Below are 25,824 nucleotides of genomic sequence, written 5' to 3'. Positions count from 1 at the left end.
CGTCCGCCGTCGGTCCGTCAGGCGGCCAGGCGCCGGAACCGGCTGCCGTGGAACACCAGCGGCGCCCGGTCGGGTTCGGCCCTCAGGCCGTGGACCTCCAGCAGGACGATCGTATGGTCGCCCCCGGGAAGCTCGGCGTACACCGAGCAGTCCAGCCAGAGGCTGGCCCCGTGGATGTACACGCTGCCGTTCTCAGCGGCTTCCCACTCCACGCTCGCGAACCGGTCCCCGTCCTTGCCGGCCAGCGACCGGCAGACGGCGTCCTGTCCCTCGGTGAGCACGCTCACGCCCAGGCGGTCCCGCTCGCGCAGCCTGGGCCACGTCGCCGAGCTGTCCTGCACGCAGACCGAGACCAGGGCGGGTGACAGCGAGACCGGGGTGAAGGTGCTCGCGACCATGCCCACCGGCGAGCCGGAACCCCGTGCGCACAGGGCTGTCACACCGGACGGGAAGCAGCCGAAGGCCCGGCGCAGTTCGAGGGGATCCGTCGTCGTGTCCAGCGGGCTCATCGGGCGTCCCCCTGCCCCGACAGAACCGCGCCCAGCCTCCGCATCGAGCCGTTGTTGCCGGCCACGTGCTGGGAGACGCAGCGGACGTCGCGCCAGCGACGCTGCATCGGATGGGAGCTGTAGAGGCCCGAGCTGCCCGACAGCGTCATGATCTCGTTGAGGATCCGGATGCCCTCGTCGTGGATGTACTCGACGCCGCCCGTGAAGGTGAACCACTCGGTGGAGGTGGGCTGCTCGCCCGCGAGGATCCGGTCCATCACGATGCGGCCGGTGTTCTCCGACAGGGCCGTCAGCGCCGCCGTGCGCACGTGCAGCTCGGCGAAGTCCTCCTGGAACACCGGGTCCTCACCGATGACCACTCTCGGGTTGAACGCCGGCCGTTTGGTGGCGGCGAGCTCGGCGAGGTCGTCGAGCGCGCCCCGCAGACAGCCGAGGATGACGGCGTCGTGCGAGGCACCGGTCGGCGAGTACGGCAGGTCGTAGAAGGGGGCGGGGATGTTGTTGGGGCCCATCAGCGGCCCGGTGTGGCGCTCGGGCACGAAGACGTCGTCCATCGTGAAGTCGGTGCTCTGCGTGGCACGCAGGCCCACCGCGTCCCAGGTGTCGAGGAAGGTGACCTGCTCGGGACGGATCAGCGCGACACGCATGTCCGGGCCGCCGTCCGGCAGCGGGGACGCACCCTCGACCACGAAGCCCGCGAGCATCCAGTCCGGGGTGAAGGAGCCGCTGGCCAGGGGCCAGCGGCCACTGAGCCGGTAGCCGCCCTCCACCGGCGTCGCCTTCCCCTTCGGGGCGATCGCCCCACGGAGCATCAGGTCGGCGCCGTGGGGCGAAGACCTCGTTCGCCAGCGTCTCCCGGGGCAGCGACCGTACGAAGAACCACGCCATCGAGGCCGCCTGGACGGTCCAGCCGGCCGAACCGTCGGCCCGTGAGATCTCCCGGATCACCCGAGCGGCCTCCACCAGGTCCATCTGCTCGCCGCCCCAGGCCCTGGGCAGGGCCATGCGGAACACCCCGGCCTCGCGCAACGCGGTGATGATCTCCGCGGGGACGGCCCGGGCGGCCTCGGCCTCGGCGGAGCGCGCCGCGATCTCGGGCAGGTGTGCGCGGACGCGGCCGAGCACGCCGTCATCGGTTTCCCGGTCGTGGGAGGAGGTCGGTTCGAGCAATGTCGTCATGATCGATCCTTGGGAATGTGTGCGGTCAGGGAGCGTCTGGGCCGCTTCATGGCTGAGGGAGGACGCCTCGCACGGCTTGCGCGCGGCGGCCGCTCCGGTGAGGGAACGGCGGCCGTGGCGGGACGGTCGGCGAAGACGGGACGCCTCGCCCGTGGCCGTACCGCCCTCTTCGCGGGGGCGTCGTGCCCGTCTTCGCGGGGGCGTCGTGCCCGTCTTCGCGGGGGCGTTCGTGCTCGTCCTGCACGAACGCCGTACGAGTCGCCTCGGGCACTGCTCACATGATGCGGGGCGGAACGAGGGGCCTGCTTGTGTCCGGGAGCACCGGTAATTTGCGTGGTTGAGAACACTTCCCCGGAGCCGGTTGCGGATCGCCCGGATGGACTTGCCATTCCTCGCCAGGAGTGCCGTCCGAGCCCGTCTCGCGGGGCCGGACGCACCGGGAGGAGAGCCGCATGCCCCGGATCACGACGCCGAGCGACGGCACGGCCACCGAGCGACTGGAATGCTGGCGGGACGCCGTGAGCCAGAACCTCGTGCCCCTGGAGGTCCTGCCGCGCGAGAGGGCTGACTTCAGCGCGTCACTGCACGCCGTGAGGGTCGGGCAGGTACAGATGTCGGTCATCTCGGCGGCACCGCACAGCATCGTGCGCACCCGCCGGCACATCGCCTCCGACGCACCCGACTTCTTCCAGCTCACCCTGCAGCTCACCGGACAGGGCGTGCTCACCCAACTGGACCGTCAGGCCCAGGTGGGCCCCGGCGAACTGGTCGTCTACGACACGCGCCGTCCCTTCACCTACGATCTCGACCAGTCCCACACCGGCCTCGTACTGATGTTCCCGCAGGCCATGCTGCAGCTGACCGAACGTGATCTGGTGCGGGTGACGGCGACGCCGGTGCCCTGCCACGACGGCCTCGGCCAGGTGGTCCTGCCCCTCCTGCACGGGCTGGCGCGCCAGCTGGAGCACCTGGAGGCCCGAGCCACGCCACGGCTCGCCGACAACGTCATCGACCTGATCGGCAGCCTTCTCGTGGAGCACGCCGACACGGGTCGGACACCCGGCGAGGACGGCCCGGGCCGGCTCACCGAGCGTGTGCTCGTCCACATGGAAACAGCGGCTCGCCGACCCCGGGCTGAGCCCCGAGGGGATCGCGGCCGCCCACCGCATCTCCCGTCGCTATCTGTACAAGCTGCTCGCGGCACGGGGGTACACGGTCTCGGGCTGGATACGGGAACAGCGTCTGGCCCGGTGCCGCCGCGACCTCGCCGACCCGGCCCTGGACCACCTGCCGGTCGGCGCGATCGGCGGACGCTGGGGTTTCGCGGACCCGGCCCACTTCAGCCACGCCTTCAAGGCGGCGTACGGCATGAGTCCCCGAGAGGCACGCTCGGACCGCCGATGACGTCGGCCGGTGCTCTCCGGCGACGGAGGATCCGCTCACCGAACGGCTCCTGACGCACCCTCAGGCCGCCCGTGGGCGTGCTCTCAGGCCGCCCGTGTGCGTGCTGCCAGGCCGTACGGGCCCTCAGGCCGCCCGGTAGTCGAAGAACCCCTGCCCCGACTTACGGCCCAGCAGACCCGATTCGACCATGCGGCGCAGCAACGGGGGAGGGGCGTACAGCGGTTCCCGGTACTCCTCGTAGAGGGCCTCGCCGATCGCCGCCACGGTGTCCAGGCCGATGAGGTCGGCCAGGCGCAGCGGGCCCATGGGGTGAGCGCAGCCGGCGGTCATCCCCGTGTCGATGTCCTCGGCCGTCGCCATGCCGGAGCCGACCATCCGCACCGCCGCCAACAGGTACGGAATCAGCAGGGAGTTCACCACGAAGCCCGCGCGGTCCTTCGTGACGATCGTCTTCTTGCCCAGGGTCTCGCCCGCGAAGGCACGCACCCGCAGCTCCGTGGCCTTCGACGTGTGCAGGGTGGGGATGATCTCGACCAGCGGCATGACGGGGACCGGGTTGAAGAAGTGCAGCCCGACGACCGTCTCCGGCCGACCGGCCGCGGCGGCGAGCCGGGCGATGGGGATGGAGGAGGTGTTGCTCGCCAGCACGGTGGACGGGTCGGTGACCACCTCGCCCAACTGCCGGAACAGCGCCGTCTTGGCCTGCTCGTCCTCGACGGCGGCCTCGATGACGAGGTCCGCCCCGCCCAGGCGGGAGAGGTCGCCGGTGACCGAGATCCCGGCCAGGGCGTGCGCGCGGTCCTCGGGCGCGAGGGCACCGCGCTTCTCCGCCTTCAGCAGGGAGTCCGCCACACCCGCCAGGCCGGCCCGGGCCCTGTCCTCGGTCACGTCGCACAACGTGACGTGCAGCCCCGCCCGGGCACACACCTCGGTGATGCCCCGGCCCATCTGGCCCGCGCCTACGACGCCCACGTGCTTGATCGCTGTCATCTGCTGCTCCCGCCTGTCCCTCCGTGGGGCGGCGGTCGACCGACGCCGCCACAGTGTGTGCTGCCGTGTTGAGCGTAAGCCGGTGCACACCCTCTGACCTGCTCGAACGGTGCGTCATCCGCGTACAAACGTGCGTCAGTTCGACGCTCACCGGAGCCCGGGATGACCGCATGCCGACGAGGCGTCGGGCTCGTGCCGGACGCCTGCGGTGGATCGGTGGATCGGTGGTTCAGACGGTGGCCGCGGCGGCAGCGGCCTCCCACAGCTGACGGATCACACCGTCGTCCCGGCCCGCGCGGCCCGCGCGAGGGTCAGCCGCGCCTCGTCGAGGAACAGCGCCCCGGCACGGCTGAGCGCGGGGCGCGTGCGTCGCCACCGGTCGACGAGCCGTACGCCGAGATGGGACTCCAGCGCCCGGGTCCGGGCACCGAGCGCCGACGGAGCGAGGTGTGGATGGTCCGAGGCCCTGGCGAAGTGCACTTCCTCCGCGACGGGGACGAAGCAATCCGACCAGCGCGGTTCCATCGGTTCCTCCGTCCTGCCGGGCACCCCGCGGCGGCGTCAGGGCAGAACAGGACCGCCGCGGGGTGAGTAGGGGGATCCGGGTTCAGGGGATCACTACGTAGTTGCTGAACCCGCCGTCGAGATCCGTGGCGCGCCCCGAGATCGCTTCGTTGACCTCGGACAACGGGAACGGCTTGGTGATCAGGTAGGACAGGTCCAGGGCTCCGGTCGCCACCATGTCGGAGACCTCCTGGCCCTGCGCGGTGGTGAACCAGTTGGAGCCGATGAGCTGGACCTGCTCGTCCATCAGCCACTTCACGTCCACGGGCAGCCGGTCGGCCACGCCGCCGACGTTGACGACCTTGCCGCCCCGCCGGACGCCCTGCATGGAGTCGAGCATCGTCTCCACGGGAGCCTTGGCACCGAGTGCGCTGATGACGAAGTCCGCTCCCTCGCCGCCGGTGCGGGACTTGGCCCACTCGCCGGTGGAGCCCTCGCCCAGCCGCATGACCTCGATCCGGTCCGGGGCCAGCTCCTTGACGCGCTTGAGCAGCTCCTCGTTGCGGCCGGTCCCGAGCACCTTCGAGACACCCGAGGCCAGGGCGAGGAGAGTGGAGGCGACACCGAGCGTGCCGGTGATGCCGTCGATCAGCGCGACCTGACCCGGCCCGGCCGTGGCGTGCTTGAGGGCTCCGTAAGAGGTGCCGATGTAGCCGAGCTTGCCCGCCTGCTCGAACGTCATGGTGTCCGGGATGTTGACGATCGAGTACTGCGGCGCGGTCATGTACTCCGCGAAGCCGCCGTAGGGGTACAGGTCGAAGATCCGCTGGCCGTCGCGTGAGGTGCTGAAGTAGCCGTTCAGGGTGAAGTAGCGGCACCGGCTGAGCTCGCCGCCGCGGCACACCTGGCAGCTGCCGCAGGACCGCAGCGGGCTCACATAGACCCGGTCGCCGGGCTTGGTGTTGAGGACCGCCTCCCCGACCGCCTCGACGACGCCCGCGGGGTCGAGACCGAAGATCGCGGGCAGCTTGGGCAGCGGCTGGTGCGGGTACCAGGTGGGCCAGTTGTTGATCACATTGGCCATGTTCGGCACGATTCCGCATGCCTTGACCCGCACCAGCACGTCGGTCGGCCGAGGGGTGGGCACGTCGACGGTGTCCACGGACATCGGCTCACCGAGGGCGTGCAGTCGTGCGGCGAGCATTTTCGCCATTGAAATACTCCTGAGTTGATATGCCGTACGGTGCCGACGACTACGAATTCGGGAACGCGTTCGGGTAATTGTCCTCGAGGTCGATGCCCAGCAATCCCATGATGCGGACGCCGGAGTTGTACCAGGCGATGGACAACGACAGTTCGACCATCTGCTTGTGCGTCAGATGGTCGGCGACGGCACGCCACGTCTTCTCCGAGACGTCGACCTGGAGCGTGGACTCCCTGGCGAGGCGCATGACCGCCTTCTCCGTGGCGTCGAACAGGTCGGACGACTCGAAGTCGGCCACCGCCGCGAGCTGTTCCTCGCTGAGCCCGGCCTTGAGCCCGTGCGACTGGTGGTGCGCGACCTCGTAGGCCGACCGGGTCGCGTGTCCCACGGTCAGGATGGCCAGTTCACGCAGGCGGGGGCTGAGGTCGGCCGCCCGCAGCGAGTTGGCGTAGGTCAGGAAGGCGTCCAGCTGGGTCGGCGCGTGGGTCAGGGCGAGGAAGATGTTCGCCGTCGGGACCTTGCGCTCGGCTTCCAGCCGGTCGTACAGGGGCTTCTGCGACTCGTCGGCGTCCTCGCGGCGCAGATAGGGGACTCGTGCCATGGGTGTCTCCTCGGGGACGGAAGGATCAGCGGGTGGTGGACCGGGGCTGTTCGAGCAGGAACCGTTCCAGCGACATGGGCTTCGGCGGCTCGGCCGGCGCGATCTGCTTGACCCCCGCGAAGGGCGACGCCTCGAAGTACCACTTCTCCAGCGCCGGCAGGCCCCAGCGGGCGTTGGTGCTCAGCGATCCCGCGTCCCAGCGCACCGGCTCGATCTCGGTGTCGATCGTCTGGTAGTGGCTGTTGAAGACCTCCACCCGGTGCCCGTCGGGGTCCCGGAGGTAGGCGAAGAGCATCCCGCCCGGACCGTGCCGTCCGGGGCCACGCTCCACGCCCTCGCCGTAGCCGTGGATGCCCGCGAAGTCGCAGGCGGTGAAGATGTCGTGGCTCTCGGAGACGGTGTACGCGAAATGGTGCAGGGCGGGCCCGGTGTTCTCGACGATCGCCAGGTCCAGGCAGGTGCCCTTCCGGTACATGAACGCGCCCAGCAGCTTGTCGCCGTGCGCCAGGTACTCGGAGTTGCGGAAGCCGAGCTCGCCGTAGAACGCGCACAGTTCGTACGTGTCGGGCGCGAAGGTCTGGTAGTGATCGAGCCGCTGCGCGTGCGCGCCCTTGTGGAGCTGGAAGTCGATGTGCAGCCGCGGTCGGGTCTCCATGTGCGCGCAGAGCTCGAGCGGCGTGCCGACGGGGTCGCTGACGTGCAGGGTCCGGCCCTGGTACGGGACGTCGACCCACTCGGTGGGCAGCCCCCGCTCACGGAACCAGTCGTAGGCGCTGTCGAGGTCCTCGTCGAAGAAGACCCGGAAACCGATCCTCCCGCAGGAGCCCGCGCCCTCCTCGTCCAGTTCCAGGACGAGGCTGTGGTGGCAGGCTTCCGACAGACCACGGAGGTAGCAGGTGCGCTCGTCCTCGTCGCTGACGACGAGTCCCAGCACGTTCACGTAGAAGTTCCGGCTCTCGGCCAGATCGGCGACCGTGAGCCGGACGTGGCTGGAGCGGGTGATGTTGAAACTCGGGCGCAGATTGACGGGCGGCAGCATGCTGGTCTCCGTGCTCGGATCGGCTCTGGATTTTCGCTGACTGTGATGCTCAGTGTCGCGCGGCTGTTTTTCGGCTCTGCGGTGACGGCCTCGGAATCACGGCTCGGCGGTGAAGGCCTCGGGATTTCGGTTCGGCGGGAGGGCCTGGGGATTGAGGCCTCGCCGTAAATTCCTCGGGATTACCGCTCGGCCGTGAAGGCGTCGGATCCGGCGAAGGTGAAAGCGGACCACCCGCTGAATTCCGCGGATTCACCGAGGGACTCCTCGATGCGCAGAACCTCGTTCCACTTGGCCATGCGCTCGGAGCGGGTGAACGAGCCCACCTTCAGCTGGCCGGCGTCCCAGCCGACGCTGAGATGGGCGATGGTGGTGTCCTCGGTCTCGCCGGAGCGCGCCGAGACGATCGTGCCGAAGCCGGCTTCCCTTCCGGCACGCAGTGCCTGGAACGCCTCCGTGATCGTCCCGGCCTGGTTCGGCTTGACGAGGACGGCGTTCACCGCGCCGGCGCTCGCCGCGGCCTCCACCCGCTTGGCGTTCGTGACCAGGTAGTCGTCGCCGATCACCTGACAGCGACGGCCGTAGCGCCGGGTGAACTCCAGCATGCCGTCGTGGTCGTCCTCGCCCACCGGGTCCTCGATGGACAGGATCGGGTACTGCTCGATCCAGCCGCCCAGCATGTCGATCAACGCCGCCGTGTCGAGCGTGCGGTCGTCCAGGGCCAGCGTGTACCGTCCGCCGCTGCCGAACTGTGACGCCGCGACGTCCAGCGAGATGCCCACCTCGGTCGAGGGAGCGAAGCCCGCGCTCTCGATGGCGCGGGTCAGCATCTCCAGCGCCTCCTCGTTGGAGTCGAAGGCGGGCCAGAAGCCGCCCTCGTCGGCCACGCCCTGGGCCTTGCCCGCCGCGCGCATCAGGCTTCCGGCCGCCCGGTAGATCTCCGCGGTCCAGTCCAGGGCCTCGGAGAAACTGTCCGCCGCCGGGCACATCACCATGAAGTCCTGTACGTCGACCCGGCGGTCCGCGTGGGCGCCGCCGCCGAAGATCTGGATCTCGGGCAGGGGGATGCGGACCGGGCGCTCGCCCGCCAGGTGCTTCCACAGCGGTACGCCCGCCGACGCGGCGGCGGCGTGCAGGACGGCCATGGACGTGGCCACGATCGCGTTGCCGCCGAGACGGCCGCGGTCGGTCGTTCCGTCGAGGTCCACCAGGAGCCGGTCGACGGTCTCCTGGTCACCCGCGTCATGGCCGGTGAGGGCGGGTGCGATCTCGTCGTTCACCGAGCCCACCGCGCCCTGGACGTCGAGGCCGCCGAAGCGGCTGCCGCCGTCACGCAGGTCGAGTGCCTCGCCCTGGCCCGTCGAGGCACCCGCCGGTGCGATGGCCCGCCCGACGGCACCGTCCGCGAGGTGGACCTCGACCTCGACGGTCGGCCGGCCGCGGGAGTCCCACACCCTGCGGCCCTGGAGCTTGGCGATCCGCGCATCGGACATGCGGTGCAACCTTTCGGAGTACGGACGACCGGGGGCGACCGCCGGGGAGTCCGTGCCTGTCATCGGAGAAGGGACGTCCGCACGACGGAAGGCGTACGGAGGTCATGGCCGACGAACGGGCGAGGGCGCGGAGCCCCGAGGGGCGGCGGCACCCGGATCGGTACGGCGGCGCTGAGAGCGAGCGAAGGCTCGTACGGCTCTCTTCGATGAGTGCTAACGATAGCGCAATCGTGCGAACAGTTGGCGGCGATGTCAAGAGGTGGGCTGCCCGCTGTTCTTCTCGGACTGCCGTGTGGCGCTGGCCTCTTGGTTCGCCCGACATTGAATGCTATCGTTCGCACGATCCGGCTCCGACAAGGACTCCGGCGGGCCCGTGCGCTTCCTGGACGGACGGACAGCACAGGGAGGAGCGGGCCCGCCGGGCCGGGGCGCGGCCGAAAGGAAAGTGAGCCCGGTATGGCAGCCGAACCTCCTGTGGAGCCGATGACCCTCACCTCCGTGGTGGCCAGCACTCGCCCCGGGCGGGTGGGGAGGTCCGTCGCGGACTGGTTCACCACCCGGGCCGCGGAGTGTGACCAGTTCACGTCGCACACCGTCGACCTGCGGGAACTCGCGCTCCCCTTCTTCGACGAGCCGCATCCGCCCGCGCGGCGGCAGTACACCAAGAGCCACACCCGGGAGTGGAGCCGGATCGTCGAGGCGTCGGACGCGTTCGTCTTCGTCACCCCCGAGTACAACGGCGGCTTTCCCGCCCCGCTGAAGAACGCGTGGGACTACCTGGTGGTGGAGTGGCAGCACAAGCCGGCCGCGTTCGTCAGCTACGGAGGTGTCTCGGCCGGCACCCGGGCGGTGCAGATGGGCAACCAGGTCGTGGCGAACCTCGGGATGCTGCCGATCGGTCCGACCGTGAGCATCCCGTTCGTCGACGGGCTCGTCGAGAACGGCACGTTCCGGCCCGGCAAGATCCACGAGGCCGCGGCCGAGCGGGTGCTCGACGAACTCGTGCGGACCGCCCGTGTCATGCGCGGCCTGCGCGGCGGAGCGTACTGACCGCCGCCGGACGCAGGCGAGGCGCTCGAAGCGGAATGCTCCGGGCGCCTTCCGTGTGTGCCGGTGGGGCCGCCCATGGCTCAGCGGGACCTGGACGGAGCCTTTCCGTCGGGGGGTGCCGTGCTGCCGCGCAGGATCAGCGATCCCGGGGAGACCGACGTGTACGGGCCGTCGTTGCCCGGCTTGGTCTTCAGGCGGCGCATCAGCCACAGCGCGCAGCCGGTGGCCATCTCCTGGATCGGCAGACCGATCGTGGTGAGCCCGGGACCCCACCAGGAGAACCCCGGCTCATCACCGAAGCCGATCACGGACAGCTCCCCGGGCACCTTCGTGCCCTGCTCGGACAGTTCCTCCAGCACCCCCCGGGTGAGCTGGATCGATCCCAGCACGAGCGCGGTGGGGGTGTCCGGGCCCTTCAGCAGCCGGCGCACCGCCTGTCGGCCGTGCTCCACGGACGACGGCGGGGCCAGTTCCGCGCGCCCGGCGTCGTCCGGCAGGCCGCCTTCCCGCAGGGCGCTGCGGAAGCCGCGCAGGCGCTCGGCGCCCGTGGGCAGTTCCTCGGGGCCGCCCAGGTACGCGATACGCGTGTGGCCCTCGGCCACCAGGTGGGCCGTGGCCCGGCGCAGCGCCTCGTGGTCGTCCACGCCGAACCACTGGGCGCCGAGCGACGGGTGGCGGCGCAGCAACTGCAGGTGCGGCACCGTGCGCAGAAGTTTGACGGAGTCACTGTGCGGGCGCGCGGTGGGCACGATGATGACGCCTGCCACGCGGGTCGCGGACAGCTCCCGCAGATGGCGCAGCTCCACCATCCGGTCGTCGTCGGTCTCCGCGAGCATCAGCTGGAAGCCTTCGGCCTCCATGTTCTTGGACAGCTCGTGCGCGATGGTCGAGTAGAAGCTGTTGCGGATGTCCGGGATCACCAGCGCGACCACGTTGCTGGACGCCCCGCGCATCATCCGCGCCGCGCGGTTGCCGACGTACCCCATCTCGGAGGCGGCCTGGCGGACCTTGAACTTGGTCTCCTCGCTGATGCGGGAATCGTCGGCGAGCGCCCGGCCGACCGTCGAGACGGAGACTCCGAGGCGTTCCGCGATGTCCTTGGTCGTGATCACGTAAGGGCCCCCTAGAGCTGGCTGATCCCGTCCGTCACTTTCCGTGTGCCAACGATAGCGCTTGTGTCGCGCTCTGTGGTCGGGCAAGGGAGTCGCGGGGCTGATCGCTATGCGCCGTGCTAACGTTAGCATTGCTGGATGGGTCGTGCAGCCGTCTGTGGCTGCCTAGCTGCGGAGGTTTCCGTGCGGATCGTCAGGTATGCCGTCGGAGGCGTGTGCCACTACGGAGAGCTCGTATCCGGGGACACCGGGATCGCGCGATTGGAGGGGGATCCCTTCACCGGACTTTCCCTCACCGGGCACGTCGAAGAAATCGGTGACGCGGTCATTCTCGCGCCGCTGGAACGGCCCCGGATCTTCGGGTTCGCCTACAACTACGCCTCACACATCGACGAGACCGATCGTGAGGTTCCGGAAGTTCCCGTGTGCTTCATGAAGCCGAGTACGGCGGTCGTAGGTCCGGGTGATGCCATCGTCTATCCGGCGGATGGTGAACTGGTCCATTTCGAAGGCGAGTTGGTCGTCGTCATCGGAAAGGAAGGCCGTCATGTGAAGCCCTCGGAGGCGCACGAGTACATCCTCGGCTATACGTGCGGCAATGACGTCAGCGATCGCATCGTCCAGCGGAAGGAGAGCGCGTTCGGCACGCTTCTCGTAGGGAAGGGGCAGGACACTTTCGCTCCGCTCGGACCGGTCATCGAGACCGAGCTCGACCCCTCGGCGCTGACGCTGACCACCCGCGTGAACGGCGCCGTCAAGCAGTCGGCGAGCACGGCCGACCTGCTGCTCTCCGTGCCCGACCTCGTCAGCTATCTCAGCCGCTATCTCACACTGCTGCCCGGTGACGCGATCATGACCGGCACGCCGGCCGGCGTCGGGCCGATCCGTCCGGGTGACGAGGTCGAGGTGGAGATCGAGGGCATCGGCGTGCTGCGCAACCCTGTCGTGGCCGAGAGCCTCTGACCGGGGGACGCCTGCCGGGTCGCCTCCACGTACCGGGGCCTGCCCACCGCTCGGCGGTGGGCAGGCCCCGGGGCATGTCGGCGGTGGGCCGACGCACCCCGCCGGCGGCGGAGCCGCGGTGGGCCGGCGCCCCGCTGGCGGCCGGGCCGCGCCGGCCGGTCGGTCGAGCGGTAGGGGTGGAGTCGCCACGGCCCCGCGCCCTGGGAGGGGCGCGGGGCCGTGCCATGGGCGGCTCCGCCGCGACGGGGGAGTGACCGGCCCCCGCCACCCGGGTTCATCACTGTGCTTCCGGCGGAGCGCCTAGCGGACCGCGTTGTTGAACTCCGAGGTGCGGACGAAGGCCAGGGCGATGACGCCCAGCAGGGGCAGCGCCGTGACCTGCAGCAGACCGGCCTGGGTCCAGCCGAAGGATTCCACCAGGGTGGCGAAGAGCAGACCCGAGAACGCCGCCGGTCCGTAGTAGCCGGTCACGAAGAGGCCGGAGGCGCGTCCGATCTGGCCGGGGCGGACGGCCCGCTGTATCGCGCTGTTGGTGTTGGGGTAGATGAAGCCCAGCCCGAAGGCGCCCATGAGGAAGGCGAACAGGCACTGCGTCCCCACCGGTGCCTGCGTCGTGTAGACGTACGCGCTGATGGCGGAGACGGCCAGCAGGCTGAGGATCAGCAGGTTGCGCTGGTCGAAGCGGTCGCCGAGCCAGCCGCCGAACACGGCCGTCATGCCGCCGAAGCCGAGGAGGCTCATGGCCAGTGCGGCCTGCCCCGGGGTGTAGTGCAGCGAGGTGATGAGGAACGTCGGGTAGAGGCCGAGGAACCCGTAGATGGCCACACCGCTGATGACCGCGTGGACGGCCAGCGCGATGGTGTTGCGGTTGTAGGTGGACGCCGGCATGTACTCGTAGGTCCCGGTCGAGGCGACTTTCTCGACGGAATGCTCGGTCAGACCGGTGCTCACGAGGAACAGGGAGGCGGCGGCGATCAGCAGCCCGGCGGCGCCGAAAAGGTAGAAGGGCGAGTGCCAGGTGCCGTGCATGCTCATCAGCTCGACCCCGATCAGCGGCGCGATGAACACACCGATCGAGTAGCCCACGCCGATGACACCGAAGGCCAGGCCGCGCCGCTGGGCGAAGAAGGCCCCGATCGCCGCGAAGATGGCGGCGGACTGCATGCCCTCACCGAAGCCCGAGACGACCCGGTACAGGGTCATGTCGGCGAATCCGGTCGCCAGCGGTGTGGCCATCGTGCCCACGGAGTAGATCACGATGCTGACCAGCAGCACGGTCTTGCGGCGGAAGCGGTCCAGGAGGTAGCCGGCGGGAAGACCGGCCAGGGCCATGCCGAGGGTGAAGTTCGTGGCCAGCAGTCCGCCCTGCTCCAGGGAGAAGCCGTACTCCTCGCGGATGTTGGGCAGCAGGGGCGGGAAGACCTGGCGGTCCATGGCGTTGACCATGTAGGAGAGGACGATCAGCAGGAAGCCCACGCCGATCATGGGGCGGGAAAGGGTGGGCCGGTCGCTTTCCTGCGTTTCGCCGGCGGGCACCGCGGCGGTGTCGACCTGCGCTGCGTGAGACATAGCGGCTCCTGAAGAGAAATGGGCCACGGCGGGCCGCGGCGGAAGCATCGCCGTACGGGGTCGTGCGGCGATGACGAGAAGCGGTGGGCTGAACGCGGACTCGCGTCGGCGACGGCGGTGCGGTCGTCGACTGGCGGAATGCGGGCGACGGCGGGCTGCCGCGCGGTCGGACACCGCATGCGGAATTCAGTCGCTTATCGCCCGTCGGCAACGTCCGTGGCTATGGCGTCTTCGGCAGCCGGACTTCGTGCGGACACTTCTCGGTCACACGGTCGGCGCTGGCAGAAACCATGAAGGGAAGTGCCGGGCGCGTCAAGGTGTGCACACGGGTTTTCTTCGCCGCCTCTCGTTTTCCCGTGGCGGCGCGGTTCCTCCGCTCCGAAACGGGTCCCGAAACGGGTCCCGAAACGGGTCCCGAAACGGGTCCCGAAACGGGTCCCGAAACGGGCACCGAAGCGGGCCCCGCGACGGGGCCTCGGCGATCGGGTGTCCGCCGCACTCTTGACGTGCCGAAGACCGTGAATGCTATCGTTAGCATCACGTGGCTGTGACAAAGTGATGCGACGTGCCCTGGTATCCCGTGATCCGTTCCAGGGGCGTACCGCGGCACCCGCCCCGACCACAAGTCGGCGGGTGCCGGCGAGCCCAGTGAACCCCTCCGGCCCATCCAGGCGACCGACGGCCCCTCGGACATGTCGTCGGCCGCCCCCGGGTGGCGATCAACCCGCCCACCGGACGCGACCGGGCGCGACGCCCGACCGTCCGCCGCGGCCGTACGACTCTGCGAGGACGACCTGTCATGAACCAAACGAGCCGCCCAGGCACCGTGCTGCTCACCGACTACGCCTGGCCCGACGACTCCGTCGAGCGATCCGTCATCGAGGCGGCGGGCCACACCCTGGTGACCGGCCCCGCCGAGCCCGCCTCCGCCGAAGCCATCGAGAACCTGGTGGCCGAGCACCGGCCCGACGCCATCCTGACCTGCTGGGCGCCCGTCTCCGCCACCGCGATCGGCACCTCGCCGGACCTGCGGATCGTGGCCAGGCTCGGAGTCGGCCTCGACAACATCGCCGTGGAGGCGGCCACCGACCGGGGCGTCTGGGTCACCAACGTGCCCGACTACTGCGTCGAGGAGGTCGCGGACCACGCCGTCGGCATGGTGCTGGCCTGGACCCGGGGCCTGGCCCTGTTCGACCGGGACGTCCGTGCGGGCCGTTGGGACCCAGCGAGCGCCCGGCTGCGCCGACTGTCGACGCTGACCTGCGGCGTCGTGGGTTACGGGCGCATCGGACGCGCCACCGCCGGCCGGCTCGGCGCGTTCGGCTGCCGGATCCTGGCCCACGATCCGCACCCGCCGAAGGACGCCCCCGTAGTCGAGATGGTCGGCTTGGAGGAGCTGCTGCGCCGCAGCGACGTGGTGATCCTCCATGTGCCGCTCACGCCGGACACGCACCACATCATCGGAGCCGAGCAGCTGGCGCTGATGCGGCGGGGCGGGCTGCTCGTCAACGTCAGCCGGGGCGGCCTGGTGGACACCGACGCGGTGATCAAGGCGCTCGACAGCGGGCACCTGGACGGAGCCGCCTTCGACGTCCTGGAGAGCGAGCCGCACGTCCCCGACGGGCTGCTGGCCCAGCCGGGCGCGCTGCTGACCCCGCACGTGGCCTTCTCCTCCGACGCCTCGGTCACGGAACTGCGCCGCCGAGCCGCCGAGGAGGTCGTACGGATCCTGGAGGGCGAGGCCCCGGCCCACGCCCGCAACAGCCCCCGCGGTCTGCCCGCCGGTTCGGATGGCCCCCGATGACCTCGCCCTCCACGCCGGTGACCCCGGAACCGGTGCCGGACGCCTCGCTCACCGACTTCCTGCTCACCCACAAGCTCGCCGTGCCGGGTGAGGCCGCACACTGGACGCCGCTGGCCGGCGGGGTCTCGTCCGACCTGTGGCGGGTCGACCTACCGGGACGCTCCCTGTGCGTCAAGCGGGCCCTGGCCCGCCTCCGGGTCGCCGCCGACTGGCGGGCACCGGTCTCGCGCAACGCCTACGAATGGGCGTGGATGCGGTTCGCGGCCCGGCACAGGCCGGACAGCGTGCCGGAGCTGCTGGCCCACGACGCCGAGGCCGGACTCTTCGCGATGGCGTTCCTGCCACCCGAGCGGTACCCGGTGTGGAAGGCGCGGCTGTTCGGCGGCCAGGTGGAGGTGGCGACCGCGGCGGCCGTCGGAGAACTGCTCGGGACCCTGCACGCGGCGAGTGCGGGCGATGCCGCCCTCGCCGAGGAGTTCGCCACCGACGACAGCTTCCACGCGCTGCGCATCGAGCCGTACCTGCTGGCCACCGCGGCGGCGCACCCCGATCTGGGCGACGCCCTCAAGGGCCTCGCCGACCGCACGGCCACGACCCACCTGGCCCTGGTGCACGGCGACGTCAGCCCCAAGAACATCCTCATCGGCCCGGCCGGGCCCGTACTCCTCGACGCCGAGTGCGCCTGGTACGGGGACCCCGCGTTCGACCTGGCCTTCTGCGTCAACCATCTGCTCCTCAAGAGCCTGGTGCTACCCGGGCACCGAGCCGAACTCCTCCGATCCGCACGGGCACTGGTCGAGGCGTACGTCCGCTGCGTCGACTGGGAGCCCCGGCCGGCCCTCGAGGCGCGCGTCGCGTCACTGCTCCCGGCGCTGCTGCTCGCGCGCGTGGACGGCAAGTCCCCGGCGGAGTACCTCACGGACGACGGGCACCGGCTGTTCGTCCGCACGGTCGCGGCGGTCCTGCTGCGGGCGCCCGCCCCGACACCGGCGGACGTCCTGGACGCCTGGGAGGCCGCGTTCGAGACCCCGGCCCGGCCCGCCAGCGGCCGGCCCGACTGACCGAAACGCTTCGTCGGGGCCGTCGCACCTGACGGACCTGACGGACCCGACGGACCCGACCGAGGAGAGACACATGCGCAGAGTCGTCACCGGCCACGACGAGAACGGCAGGTCGGTCGTCGTCAGCGACGGCCCCGTCCCCCGCAGCCGGGAGTTCACCAGCCTGCCGGGCTGGGTGTCCCGGCTGCCGTGGGCCACCGAACCCGGAGAACGCGTCAGCCGGACGGGGGAGGACCCCACACCGAAGGTCACCAGCCTCCTCCCGGCACCCGGCGGCACGCGCTTCATCGTCCTGACCTTCCCGCCGGACACCGCCATGGCCGACCCGGCGTTCGACCCCGTCGCCTACGGCCAGGAAGCCCTGGCCGACTCACCCGGCCTCGCGGAGCTCTTCGAGCCCGACGGCACCCACACGACGCCGACCGTGGACTACGGCATCGTGCTGAAGGGCGACATCGTCCTCGAACTCGACGACGGCCACTGCACCCCCCTCTCGGCAGGGGACATCGTGATCCAGAACGGCACCCGCCACGCCTGGCACAACCGCGGTGACCAGCCGGTCACGATGGCCTTCGTCCTCATCGGCGCGGAGCGCGACGACTGACCGGGCGCCGGACGCGGCGGAGCCCGCGGTCACGGCGACGCGGGACCGGCCGGTGGGCGGACGGTCACCTCTTCGGCGAGGACCCGACAAATCCCCAGAGGCGCGCGAGCGGTTACGGCGAGCCCCGGCCCTCTGCCGGGTGATCCCGCGGCAACCGCCGGTAGTCGTTGAGGAGACGCCGGACCGGCCGCCCTCTACGGTGGACCCCGGATGCCGCCGAGGCGGTGGGGAGGGGCGACGGGCGTGCGCAGGGTTCCACCGGAGATGTTCCGGTTCACGACGGTGGAGAGGTCCGATCTGTACGGGGCGGTGCTGGACGTCTTCGGCATGGCCGGCGAGCACCTGGAGACGGCACTGGGACTCCAGGCGGTGCGCGAGCGGTTGCGCGGGGTGGGCTGGGCGGCGGCGGTGGAGGACGAGGAACTGCATGACGCGCTCAGGCGGCTCGTGCAGTGGGAGCTCCTGGACGTCGTGCACAACCACGCGGAGAACTACCGCACGGCCGAGGAGTACGAGCGGCGCAACCTGCAGTACTCGCTGACCCGCCGGGGTGAGGCCGCCCTCGCCGGAGTCCGGCACGCGATGGAGGTTCTCGCCTCCACAGGGGCGCTGCAGACGGCCGTGCTGGAGGCGATCGCCGACCGGCTCGACGAACTGTGCCTGCTGTCCGGCGAACCCGCCTCGGCCGATCGTCGGATCTTCAGCACGCTGCGGGAGCTGGAGGGGCATCTGGAGGCCCTGGTGGAGAACACCAAGGCGTTCAACGGCGAGCTGCAGCGCCTCCTGCGTGCCGAAGGCACGGACTTGGAGGTGTTTCGCGAGGTCAAGGCCGCCACCGTCGCGTACCTCCAGGAGTTCCTGGTCAACCTCGACCGGCGCGGGCAGACGGTCGCTGCCGCCGTGGCCCGGGTGGAGGAGCAGGGCATCGCCGTACTGCGCGAGCGGGCACTGCGCGGGGCCGAGCTGCCGCCGGTGGCCGGTGAGGATCCCGCGGCCGGCTGGCTGGAGAGCAGGCGGGCACGCTGGGCGGGCCTGCGGGCATGGTTCCTGCCGGACGACGGGGCGCGGCCCCGCATCGAGCAGCTGCACGACATCGCCCGGCGGGCCATCGTCTCGCTCCTGCAGGTCCTGGAGCGGATCAACGAGTCGCGCCGCCGCTCCTCCAGCGCCGTGCAGGACTTCCGGGAGCTGGCGCGCTGGTTCGCCGCGGCCCCGGCTGAAGAGGATCTGCACCGGCTGTGGTCGACGGCCTTCGGCCTCGGCCCGGCGCGCCACGCTCATCTCGCCCACCCCGACCCGGAGTTGATCCCGTCGTCCCACTCCTGGTCCGAGGCCCCTCCGGTGGAGGTGTCGGCACTGCTGCGGACCAGCGGAAGAACGGAGCGCTTCACCCGCACCGCCAGGGTGCGGGACGTCGCGGCGGTCAGGGCGGAGCGCGCCGAGCGGGCCCGCGCGGAGCGGGCGGAACTCGCTCATGCCTGGCAGGCACTGCAGACGGAAGGTCCCGTACGGCTGTCCTCCTTCGGGGCGCTGGACCCCGTGGTCTTCGACCGCCTGCTCGATCTGCTGGGCCGGGCCCTGTCCGCCCGGCCGGACGCGGATGGACTGCGGCGCACCACGACGGGAGACGGCCGCGTGGAGATCACGCTGTCGCCGCCACCCGACGAGCACACCGCCGTACTGCGTACCGCGCGGGGTTCCCTCGCCGGGCCCGACTACGCCGTCCACATCACCGCGTCGGGCGGAGCGCATGCCTTCCCGGCCCCCCGCGCCGCGCGGGAGGAGACAGCGGGAGAGGAGGCGGCGGGATGAGTACGCTCGCCAACCAACTCGCCGCCGCCGAGCGGGAGGAAGTTGCCCGCGCCATCCGCCTCCTGCTGGCTCGCCCCCTGCTCACCGAGGCCACCGACCAGGCCGGCTTCGCACTCGTACGACGCCGTCGCGAGCCGCTGGCCCAGTGGTTCGACTACACCTGCGGCTGGAGCCTGGTGGTGGAGCCCCGCCGCGGCTACGCCCGCCTCACCAAGGTTCGCGCGGATCAGGACGGCTCCCGCCCGGCCCGCAGAGCGCGCTCCGGCCGGGCCCCGTTCGACCGCCGGCGCTATGTGCTGCTGTGCGTGACGGCGGCCGAGTTGCTGTCGATGCCCATGACGACCATCGGCATGCTCGCCGACCGTGTCGTGCGGGCCACCGCGGCCGACCGGGCGCTGGCCGCCTTCGACCCGGTCCATCGGCCGGAGCGGATGGCGTTCGTCGACGTACTGAAGCTGCTGGAGTCCTACGACGTGCTGCGCGCCGTGGACGGGACGACCGAGGCGTACGTCGAGTCCGCTGAGGCGAAGGTCCTCTACCGTGTGGACACCACGCTGCTGATGCGGTTGCCCGCCGCACCTGTCGGCGCCTCCCGGCTCGCCGTACCCCCGGACGAGGCACCGGCGCGGTTCGAGGAGCTGCTTACGGGGCTGGTGCGGGAGCGCCGCTACGGAGGTGTCGTCGTGGAGAGCAGGACGGACGAGGAACACGGCGAGACCGCCGCGACGGACGCGCAACGCAACCTCAGGCTGCGCCACTCGGTGCTGCGTCGGCTCTTCGACGACCCCGTGCTGTACCGGGCGGACCTCGCCGAGGACGAGCTGGCCTACGTCACGTCTCTGACCGGACGACAGATCCTGCGCCGCTCGGTCGAGCAGGCCGGATTCCTCCTGGAGGAACGAGCCGAGGGCTTCCTGCTCGTGGACCCGGACGGGATCGCCACCGATGTCCGCTTCCCCGACGACACCTCCACCGCCCGGGTCGCCGCCCTGCTGCTCCTGGAGCCGCTGTGTGCCACGCCCGGCGGACTGCTGACCGAACAACTCGCCGAGGCGGGAGCGGAGTTGCTGCGCCGTTTCCCGCGCTGGGCCAAGGCGTACCAGTCCGTGGACGGTGCCGCTCGGCTGTCCGACGACGCCGTACGCGTGCTGAGCGATGTCGGTCTGGCCCGCCGGAACGGGGGTCGTGTCGTCGCCTGCCCGGCCGCGTACCGCTACCGCTTGACGGAGACGGCGGGTTCGGGTCCGAAAACGGAAGGCCCGGAAGCGGGAGGCCCGGAAGCGGGAGGCCCGGAAGCGGGAGGCCCGGAAGCGGAAGGTCCGGAAGCGGGATATCCAAGAGCGGGAAATCCGGAAGTGGGAGATCCGGTTGCGGGGGATCCGGAAGCCGGAGAGCGGAAAGCACACCAGGTGGAAGCCGAAGGAGACAGGCAGTGACTGTGACGGCGCTCCCCTTCCCACGGCAGCCGGAGTCCGTCGAGCAGGCCGAGCCGGCCGAGTCGGCGGAGCGAGAGGGGGACGTCGTCCGCAGCCGCTGGCAGCCGCACCGCGCGGGCATCCTCAACGTCTGGCGCTACTACGACGAGACCTTCACCTTCCACCAGGGCCGTCTGCTGCTGCGCGGGCAGAACGGTTCGGGCAAGTCCAAGGCCCTCGAACTTCTGCTGCCCTTCCTCTTCGACGCCAGCCTTCGCCCCAACCGCCTGTCGACGTTCGGCGGTTCGGAGCGCACCATGCACTGGAACCTGCTGGGAGAAGGCGCCTCCGGCAAGACCCGCGTCGGCTACGTGTGGATGGAGTTCCGCCGGGTCGGCGACGACGGCATCGAGCGGTGGTTCTGCTGCGGGGCGCGCCTGCAGGCGAGTGTGCACACCAGCACGGTGCACACCGACTACTTCACCACCGGCTCCAGGATCGCCCGCCCCGACGGCGTACTCCTCGTCAACGAGGCGGGACAGCCGCTGACCCGCGCCGCCCTCGTCGAAGCTCTCCGCGACCGAGGCGAGGTGCATGCCTCAGCCACCGACTACCGCACGGCTGTACGCCGTGAACTCTTCGCCGGCATGGGGCCACAGCGTTACGAGTCGCTGCTGTCCGCACTGCTCCAGTTGCGTCAGCCGAAGCTGTCCGAACGGCTTGACCCGTCCCTGCTCTCCACCTTGCTGTCCCGCGCCCTGCCCCCCTTGGGCGAAGGAGAGATCGCCGAACTGGCCGAGGGCTTCGAACGGCTGGACCGCCAGCGCGAACACCTCAAGCGGCTCGACGACGAGGTGACGGCGGCGCAGGCTGTCGCCTCCCAGCAGCGCGGCTACGCGCGACGCGTCCTGCGTGCCGGTGCCGCCGCGCTGATCTCGGCGACCACGGAGATGGACAATTTCACCCGTGTCGCCCGCCAGAGCGCCGAGGCGCTCGAACAGGCACTGACGCAACGTGAGGCGGCTCAGGGACAACGCGAGGAACAGGAGTTGCGCGCGCACGCCCTGGAGGAGACCGTCGAAGGCCTGCGGGAGAGCGACGCGTACCGGCAGGGTGAGGAACTCGACCGGCTCCGCCGCCGCACGGATGCCGCGGTGGCAGCCGCCGAGCGCCGGCTCGCCACCGCCCGGGCCGCCCGGGCCGGAGCGGAGAAGGACCAGGAGCACTCCGAGGAAGTGGCAGGGCGGGCGCGCGTACTCGACGAGCACGCGCGCGAGGCCGCCGAGGACGCACGCCGGTCGGCCCGCGCGGCGGGTATGGAGTCCGTTCACCACGAGGTCAGGAAGATCCTTGACGTGGATCCTGACGTGCCCCTTCCCGCCGGCCCGGGGCGTTCGGCGGGCGGCGGTGGGCACGAGGACTCCGGGGTCACCCGCACGGTGGGGGAGAACGGGGCCGGGCAGGCCCGTCGGCTGCTCCGGGGCGCGGTCACCGCCCGACGGCATCAGGTCGCCCTCGTCACCGAGGCGATCGACGAGCACGACCGCGCGGTACGCGACCGTGGTGCCGCCGAGGACCTGGTGGACGAGGCGCGCGGCCGACTCGCCGAGGCGATCGCCCGGCGGGACGAGGCGTCCGTTGCCTGGGACGACGCACTCGCCGCACAGGCGGAACGGCTGGTCGCCTGGGCGGACGGCTGCACGGAGCTGCGCCTGGCCGACATCGGGGAACTGGTGGCCAGAGCCGCGCACGAGTCCGAGGTGACGGCCCTGGTGGAAGAAGCCGCCCGCCCGCTGGAGCAGGAGATCACCACGTCGGAGGCCACCACCCGAGCCGCACGCCGGAGCCTGACGGACGAGCGGAGCCGGCTCGAAAAGGAGGCGCGTCGGCTCAGCGGCGAGACCGACCTCCCGCCTCCGCCCCCGCCCACCCGCACGACCGTCCGCACGGCGACGGCGGGAGCACCCCTGTGGCGGCTGGTCGCCTTCCGCGAAGGTGTCCCGCTCCCGGTTCAGGCGTCGGTGGAGGCCGCGCTCGAGGCGTCGGGCCTCCTGGACGCGTGGGTCGGCCCCTACGACGGGATCACGCTGCCGGGGCACGACACGCGGGCCGAGGCGGCCCTCGCCGTGGCCGCCCCCGGGCCCAGTCTGCTGGAGGTGCTGAGGCCCGAACAGGACATCCCCGTCCCGACCGACACCGTGACCCGCATCCTCGCCGGCATCGCGTACGGCACGACCCTGTCCGACGGCCATCCCGCGGCCGTCTCCGCCGACGGTGCCTGGCGCCTCGCACTCGCCACCGGGACCTGGAGCAAGCCGGAACCGGCCCACATCGGCGCCCTGGCCCGGCAGCGGGCCCGGCAGCGCAGGATCGGTGAACTGACCCGGCTCATCGGCGAGTTGAACGCCTCCCTCGCCGCGCTGGACGACCAGCTGCGCGGCCTCGGGGCGCGTCGCGCCCGGCTGGACGCCGACCGCGCCGCCCGCCCCGACCACCGGGAACTCGATGTCCGTCGGCGTGACCGGGATCGAGCCGAGGAGACGGCGGCGGCCCGGGACGACGCCGTGCGCGATGCGGCCGCGCGTCTGGCGCGCTGCGAGAGCGGGGTGGCGGGTGCTCTGCGCATGCTCAGCCGCCGGGCCGCGGAACACGGACTGCCCGCCGACCGCGACCGGCTGCGTGAACTGTCCGCCGACATCGACAGGTTCCGGGACCTCGCCGACAGCTGGGTGGACGCCCGTCTCACCGCGACCGCCGCGGCCGACAGGGCCCACGAGCTGGCCGTGCAGGCGGACCGTTCGCGCCGGGCCGCCGAGGAACAGGCCGAGAACGCGGCTGCGGCCGAGGCGGAGGCAGCGGGTCTGCGGGCTCGTCTGGAGGCGGTGGAGGCAACCGTCGACGAGGACTACCGGCAGATCGTCGCACGCGTCGCCGAGGCCCGCGCCGAGCTGGACCGCTGCCGAAAGGGGGCCCGCCGGGCGGCCGATCTCCTGCTGCGTCTGGAAGGGCATATCGGCGGACTGCGGGCCACCAGCGGTCAGGACGCCGAACGACGTGAGCGGGCTGTCGCGACCCGGGACGGTGCGACGCAGCGGTTCCGGCACCTGTGCCTGGTGGGTCTGGCCGAGGACGCCGGAACCACACCGGAGCTCGGCGCCGGGGACGGCACCAAGGCCACGCTGGAAGCGGCCCGCGCCATCGCGGGGCAGTGGCCCGGCGTCCCGCACGCCCCGCGCAACCTGGGCGACGCCGCGACCCGCCTGTCCGAAGCGGTCCACGAGGCCCGCCGCCACCTCGGCGCCCGCGCCGACCTGGACCTGGAACCCGACGACGACATCCAGCTCTTCACCGCCACCCTGGACGGCGTACGCGTAGGGGCGACAGGGCTGCTCACCACGCTCACCCAGGAGCGGGACCGCAGCCGCGACGACATCACCACCGGCGAGCGGCGCCTCTTCGACCAGATCCTCACCGGCGACATCCGCCGCCATCTCGCGGCGCGCATCCGTCAGGCCGGCGAACTCGTCGACCGTATGAACGGGCACCTGGAGCGGGTGCGTACCGCCTCCAAGGTCGCCGTCCAACTCGTCTGGGACGTCCGTCCGGATCTGCCGGACAGCACCCGCACCGCCCGCCGGCTGCTGCTCAAGGACCCCGGCCGGGTCACCGAGACCGACCGGGAGGCCCTGCACGCCTTCTTCCGCGCCCGCATCGAGGAGGCCAAGAGCGGTGACACGGCGGCCGGTTGGGAGGAGCAGCTGGGCGAGGTGCTCGACTACACCGCCTGGCACCGCTTCACCGTCCGCCTCGACCGGGCGAACGGGACCGGCTGGCAGCCGCTGACCAAGAAGCTGCACGGCGCGCTCTCGGGCGGTGAGAAGGCCATCGCCCTGCACCTGCCGTTGTTCGCCACGGTCGCCGCCCACTATGAGGCCGTGCCGCTGGCGCCCCGGCCGATCCTGCTGGACGAGGTCTTCGTCGGTGTCGACACCGTCAACCGAGGACAGGTCTTCGCCCTGCTCACCGCACTCGACCTGGACCTCATGGTGACCTCGGACCACGAGTGGGGCACCTACCGCGAACTGCCGGGCATCGCCGTCCACCAACTCCTCACCGACGGGAACGACGACGCGGTCACCAGCGTCCGGTTCGTCTGGAACGGCGTCGACCTGGAGGCGGGATGACCCACGACCCGCATACAGTCACGGACACGCACACGGACACGCACACGCACACGGACACGGACACGGACCTCGCCCCGGGCGAACGCACCCTGCTCCGCCCCGAACTCCGCCCGCTCTGGCGCACGGTCCACGATCGCCTCTCCTCCGGTCGCCCCGTCACACGGGTGCGTCTCGGACCGCTCGACGACGCCCAGCGCGAGGCCCTGGCCGACCTCCTGGGCCTGGACCGTCTGCCGGAGGTTCGTCCCCAGGTCCCCCTCGCCCGCCTGGAGGAGGCCGTCACCGAATTGTGCGGTCGTACGGTGCGCGAAACCGTCACCCGACTCGTCGGCCCTCTCGGCGACCGCGCAGGCGAACGGCTGCGCCGGAACGGCGAACGCGCCGAGTTGTGGACGTGGTTGGACGGTCATGACGTCGTGCGGGCCCAGCCCGCGCTCGCCGACTGGGCGGTGTCCTGCCGAGCGACCGGCCTGGTCGGTGGCTCGGCGGAACGCACCCGAAGCCTGCTCGTCGACGCACTGACCGTCCTTGCCGCACTCCCGGCCCGGGCCGAGCCGTTGCCGGTGTTCGCCGCCCGGGTCCTGAAGGGCGACTCCCATGCCCTGGACGACGACACCCGTCTGTCCACCCTCGTCCTGCGCGCTTTGGCGACCCTCCACGACACGGCTCCACCCGAGTCCGCGGCTGACCGGCGCGCTCTGTGGACCCGCGCGGGTGTCGCCGACGACGACCTGTCCGCCACCGTGCTCGTCGGCGGACTGCGCCCGGTCGGCGACGGCCCGCTCGCCCGTGTGGTCCGCGTCTGCGCCGAAGCCGGTCAGGCCGCCTGCCTGACCCTCGCCCAACTGCGGGCCCCGGGAGAACTCACCCTCGCCGCCGCCCCCGCGCCCGTGGTCCATGCCGTGGAGAACCCCAGCATCCTGGCGCTCGCCGTACGCCGCTTCGGTGCCGCCTGCCCGCCGCTCGTGTGCACGTCCGGCTGGCCCAACAGCGCGGCCGTCCACCTCCTCCGCCTCCTGGCGGACCACGGCGCCGTCCTCCGCTACCACGGCGACTTCGACGGTGAAGGCATCCGCATCGCCGCGTACCTCCTGGACAAGACGCCGGCCCGGCCCTGGCGGATGACGGCCGAGGACTACCGTGCCGCAGTCGCCCGCACACCGAACGGTCCTCAGCCCGGCCGCCTCACCGAAGCGCCCTGGGACCCCGAACTGACCCGCGCCATGGCCGAACACGGCACGGCCGTGGTCGAGGAACTGGTGGCCGAGGCTCTGCTGGCGGACCTGGCCGAAGTGTCCCTGTGAGGCAGCCGCGACAGCACGGCAGTTCC

At 71.4% G+C, this 25,824-nt stretch carries 20 protein-coding genes and 2 pseudogenes; 11 read left to right on the top strand and 11 right to left on the bottom strand.

Annotated features, from left to right (window positions below; translation table 11 throughout):
• Positions 1-17 precede the first annotated feature (17 nt).
• The 3 genes and pseudogenes from ACWD26_RS25780 to ACWD26_RS25770 all read right to left on the bottom strand — a co-directional run.
• Positions 18-509, bottom strand: coding sequence for a flavin reductase family protein (locus ACWD26_RS25780; protein ID WP_451273909.1), 492 nt, complete (start codon positions 507-509; stop codon positions 18-20).
• A complete protein-coding gene (locus ACWD26_RS25775) occupies positions 506-1,321 on the bottom strand; it encodes an acyl-CoA dehydrogenase family protein (RefSeq protein WP_451273907.1) in 816 nt (271 codons plus the stop codon). The genes ACWD26_RS25780 and ACWD26_RS25775 overlap by 4 nt, the downstream gene beginning before the upstream one ends.
• Positions 1,322-1,406: 85 nt before the next feature.
• Positions 1,407-1,688 (bottom strand): annotated as a pseudogene (locus ACWD26_RS25770) (acyl-CoA dehydrogenase family protein); the annotation flags it as partial.
• A gap of 452 nt (positions 1,689-2,140) precedes the next feature.
• On the opposite strand from ACWD26_RS25770, the pseudogene ACWD26_RS25765 reads away from it, so the two are divergent.
• Together ACWD26_RS25765 and ACWD26_RS25760 are read left to right on the top strand one after the other, a co-directional pair.
• Positions 2,141-2,659: pseudogene (locus tag ACWD26_RS25765) on the top strand (cupin domain-containing protein); the annotation flags it as partial.
• A gap of 121 nt (positions 2,660-2,780) precedes the next feature.
• Positions 2,781-3,092, top strand: a complete 312-nt coding sequence (locus tag ACWD26_RS25760) for a helix-turn-helix domain-containing protein (RefSeq protein ID WP_451273905.1) — start codon at positions 2,781-2,783, stop codon at positions 3,090-3,092.
• A 123-nt stretch (positions 3,093-3,215) separates the two neighbouring features.
• On the opposite strand, the gene ACWD26_RS25755 is transcribed toward ACWD26_RS25760, so the two are convergent.
• The 6 genes from ACWD26_RS25755 to eno all read right to left on the bottom strand — a co-directional run bounded on the left by ACWD26_RS25755 (position 3,216) and on the right by eno (position 8,920).
• Positions 3,216-4,082, bottom strand: a complete 867-nt coding sequence (locus ACWD26_RS25755; protein WP_451273903.1) for a 3-hydroxybutyryl-CoA dehydrogenase — start codon at positions 4,080-4,082, stop codon at positions 3,216-3,218.
• Between the two features lie 273 nt (positions 4,083-4,355).
• Positions 4,356-4,607: a LysR family transcriptional regulator gene (locus ACWD26_RS25750; protein ID WP_451273901.1), complete on the bottom strand. Its 252-nt coding sequence runs from the start codon at positions 4,605-4,607 to the stop codon at positions 4,356-4,358.
• Positions 4,608-4,689: 82 nt separating this feature from the next.
• Positions 4,690-5,799, bottom strand: a complete 1,110-nt coding sequence (locus tag ACWD26_RS25745) for an alcohol dehydrogenase catalytic domain-containing protein (protein WP_451273899.1) — start codon at positions 5,797-5,799, stop codon at positions 4,690-4,692.
• A gap of 40 nt (positions 5,800-5,839) precedes the next feature.
• The gene (locus tag ACWD26_RS25740) at positions 5,840-6,391 is read right to left on the bottom strand and encodes a carboxymuconolactone decarboxylase family protein (protein ID WP_451273897.1); all 552 of its coding nucleotides are present in this window, start codon (positions 6,389-6,391) and stop codon (positions 5,840-5,842) included.
• Between the two features lie 25 nt (positions 6,392-6,416).
• Entirely contained in the window at positions 6,417-7,430 is a 1,014-nt protein-coding gene (locus tag ACWD26_RS25735) for a VOC family protein (RefSeq protein ID WP_451273895.1), read from the bottom strand.
• 179 nt (positions 7,431-7,609) lie between these two features.
• Positions 7,610-8,920, bottom strand: a complete 1,311-nt coding sequence (gene eno / locus ACWD26_RS25730) for a phosphopyruvate hydratase (RefSeq protein ID WP_451273893.1) — start codon at positions 8,918-8,920, stop codon at positions 7,610-7,612.
• A 456-nt stretch (positions 8,921-9,376) separates the two neighbouring features.
• Here eno and ACWD26_RS25725 point away from each other — a divergent pair, with 456 nt between their 5' ends.
• Entirely contained in the window at positions 9,377-9,970 is a 594-nt protein-coding gene (locus tag ACWD26_RS25725; RefSeq protein ID WP_451273891.1) for an NADPH-dependent FMN reductase, read from the top strand.
• A gap of 80 nt (positions 9,971-10,050) precedes the next feature.
• Here the strand turns inward: ACWD26_RS25725 and ACWD26_RS25720 are convergent, their stop codons facing one another.
• Entirely contained in the window at positions 10,051-11,082 is a 1,032-nt protein-coding gene (locus tag ACWD26_RS25720) for a LacI family DNA-binding transcriptional regulator (RefSeq protein WP_451273889.1), read from the bottom strand.
• 183 nt (positions 11,083-11,265) lie between these two features.
• On the opposite strand from ACWD26_RS25720, the gene ACWD26_RS25715 reads away from it, so the two are divergent.
• On the top strand, positions 11,266-12,045 hold the full coding sequence (locus ACWD26_RS25715) for a fumarylacetoacetate hydrolase family protein (RefSeq protein WP_451273887.1): 780 nt from the start codon (positions 11,266-11,268) through the stop codon (positions 12,043-12,045).
• Positions 12,046-12,345: 300 nt separating this feature from the next.
• Here the strand turns inward: ACWD26_RS25715 and ACWD26_RS25710 are convergent, their stop codons facing one another.
• Positions 12,346-13,614 carry an MFS transporter gene (locus tag ACWD26_RS25710; RefSeq protein WP_451273885.1) on the bottom strand — a complete coding sequence of 423 codons (1,269 nt, stop codon included), beginning with the start codon at positions 13,612-13,614 and terminating at the stop codon, positions 12,346-12,348.
• 799 nt (positions 13,615-14,413) lie between these two features.
• On the opposite strand from ACWD26_RS25710, the gene ACWD26_RS25705 reads away from it, so the two are divergent.
• The 7 genes from ACWD26_RS25705 (at position 14,414) to ACWD26_RS25675 (ending at position 25,798) form a co-directional block, all read left to right on the top strand.
• Positions 14,414-15,418, top strand: a complete 1,005-nt coding sequence (locus ACWD26_RS25705) for a C-terminal binding protein (protein ID WP_451273883.1) — start codon at positions 14,414-14,416, stop codon at positions 15,416-15,418.
• On the top strand, positions 15,415-16,479 hold the full coding sequence (locus ACWD26_RS25700; RefSeq protein WP_451273881.1) for a phosphotransferase family protein: 1,065 nt from the start codon (positions 15,415-15,417) through the stop codon (positions 16,477-16,479). Before ACWD26_RS25705 ends, ACWD26_RS25700 begins: the two co-directional genes overlap by 4 nt.
• Before the next feature lie 73 nt (positions 16,480-16,552).
• Positions 16,553-17,083 (top strand): cupin domain-containing protein, encoded by a 531-nt coding sequence (locus ACWD26_RS25695; RefSeq protein ID WP_451273879.1) that lies wholly within the window; start codon positions 16,553-16,555, stop codon positions 17,081-17,083.
• 243 nt (positions 17,084-17,326) lie between these two features.
• Positions 17,327-18,895: a TIGR02677 family protein gene (locus ACWD26_RS25690; RefSeq protein WP_451273877.1), complete on the top strand. Its 1,569-nt coding sequence runs from the start codon at positions 17,327-17,329 to the stop codon at positions 18,893-18,895.
• Positions 18,892-20,331 (top strand): TIGR02678 family protein, encoded by a 1,440-nt coding sequence (locus tag ACWD26_RS25685; protein WP_451273875.1) that lies wholly within the window; start codon positions 18,892-18,894, stop codon positions 20,329-20,331. The genes ACWD26_RS25690 and ACWD26_RS25685 overlap by 4 nt, the downstream gene beginning before the upstream one ends.
• Complete coding sequence (locus tag ACWD26_RS25680; RefSeq protein WP_451273873.1) at positions 20,328-24,494, top strand: TIGR02680 family protein; 4,167 nt, start codon at positions 20,328-20,330, stop codon at positions 24,492-24,494. Before ACWD26_RS25685 ends, ACWD26_RS25680 begins: the two co-directional genes overlap by 4 nt.
• On the top strand, positions 24,491-25,798 hold the full coding sequence (locus ACWD26_RS25675) for a TIGR02679 family protein (RefSeq protein WP_451273871.1): 1,308 nt from the start codon (positions 24,491-24,493) through the stop codon (positions 25,796-25,798). Before ACWD26_RS25680 ends, ACWD26_RS25675 begins: the two co-directional genes overlap by 4 nt.
• Positions 25,799-25,824: the final 26 nt, after the last annotated feature.

The organism is Streptomyces sp. NPDC002787, from assembly GCF_053592095.1.
The sequence above is the reverse complement of the archived record's forward strand: the minus strand, read 5'-3'. Positions and strand labels throughout refer to the sequence as shown.

Bases quoted from the DNA above. Each gene is read 5' to 3' on its own strand.
- ACWD26_RS25780 (WP_451273909.1), bottom strand. From the start codon at position 509: ATGAGCCCGCTGGACACGACGACGGATCCCCTCGAACTGCGCCGGGCC.
- ACWD26_RS25775 (WP_451273907.1), bottom strand. From the start codon at position 1,321: ATGCTCCGTGGGGCGATCGCCCCGAAGGGGAAGGCGACGCCGGTGGAG.
- ACWD26_RS25755 (WP_451273903.1), bottom strand. From the start codon at position 4,082: ATGACAGCGATCAAGCACGTGGGCGTCGTAGGCGCGGGCCAGATGGGC.
- ACWD26_RS25750 (WP_451273901.1), bottom strand. From the start codon at position 4,607: ATGGAACCGCGCTGGTCGGATTGCTTCGTCCCCGTCGCGGAGGAAGTG.
- ACWD26_RS25745 (WP_451273899.1), bottom strand. From the start codon at position 5,799: ATGGCGAAAATGCTCGCCGCACGACTGCACGCCCTCGGTGAGCCGATG.
- ACWD26_RS25740 (WP_451273897.1), bottom strand. From the start codon at position 6,391: ATGGCACGAGTCCCCTATCTGCGCCGCGAGGACGCCGACGAGTCGCAG.
- ACWD26_RS25735 (WP_451273895.1), bottom strand. From the start codon at position 7,430: ATGCTGCCGCCCGTCAATCTGCGCCCGAGTTTCAACATCACCCGCTCC.
- eno (WP_451273893.1), bottom strand. From the start codon at position 8,920: ATGTCCGATGCGCGGATCGCCAAGCTCCAGGGCCGCAGGGTGTGGGAC.
- ACWD26_RS25725 (WP_451273891.1), top strand. From the start codon at position 9,377: ATGGCAGCCGAACCTCCTGTGGAGCCGATGACCCTCACCTCCGTGGTG.
- ACWD26_RS25710 (WP_451273885.1), bottom strand. From the start codon at position 13,614: ATGTCTCACGCAGCGCAGGTCGACACCGCCGCGGTGCCCGCCGGCGAA.
- ACWD26_RS25705 (WP_451273883.1), top strand. From the start codon at position 14,414: ATGAACCAAACGAGCCGCCCAGGCACCGTGCTGCTCACCGACTACGCC.
- ACWD26_RS25700 (WP_451273881.1), top strand. From the start codon at position 15,415: ATGACCTCGCCCTCCACGCCGGTGACCCCGGAACCGGTGCCGGACGCC.
- ACWD26_RS25695 (WP_451273879.1), top strand. From the start codon at position 16,553: ATGCGCAGAGTCGTCACCGGCCACGACGAGAACGGCAGGTCGGTCGTC.
- ACWD26_RS25685 (WP_451273875.1), top strand. From the start codon at position 18,892: ATGAGTACGCTCGCCAACCAACTCGCCGCCGCCGAGCGGGAGGAAGTT.
- ACWD26_RS25675 (WP_451273871.1), top strand. From the start codon at position 24,491: ATGACCCACGACCCGCATACAGTCACGGACACGCACACGGACACGCAC.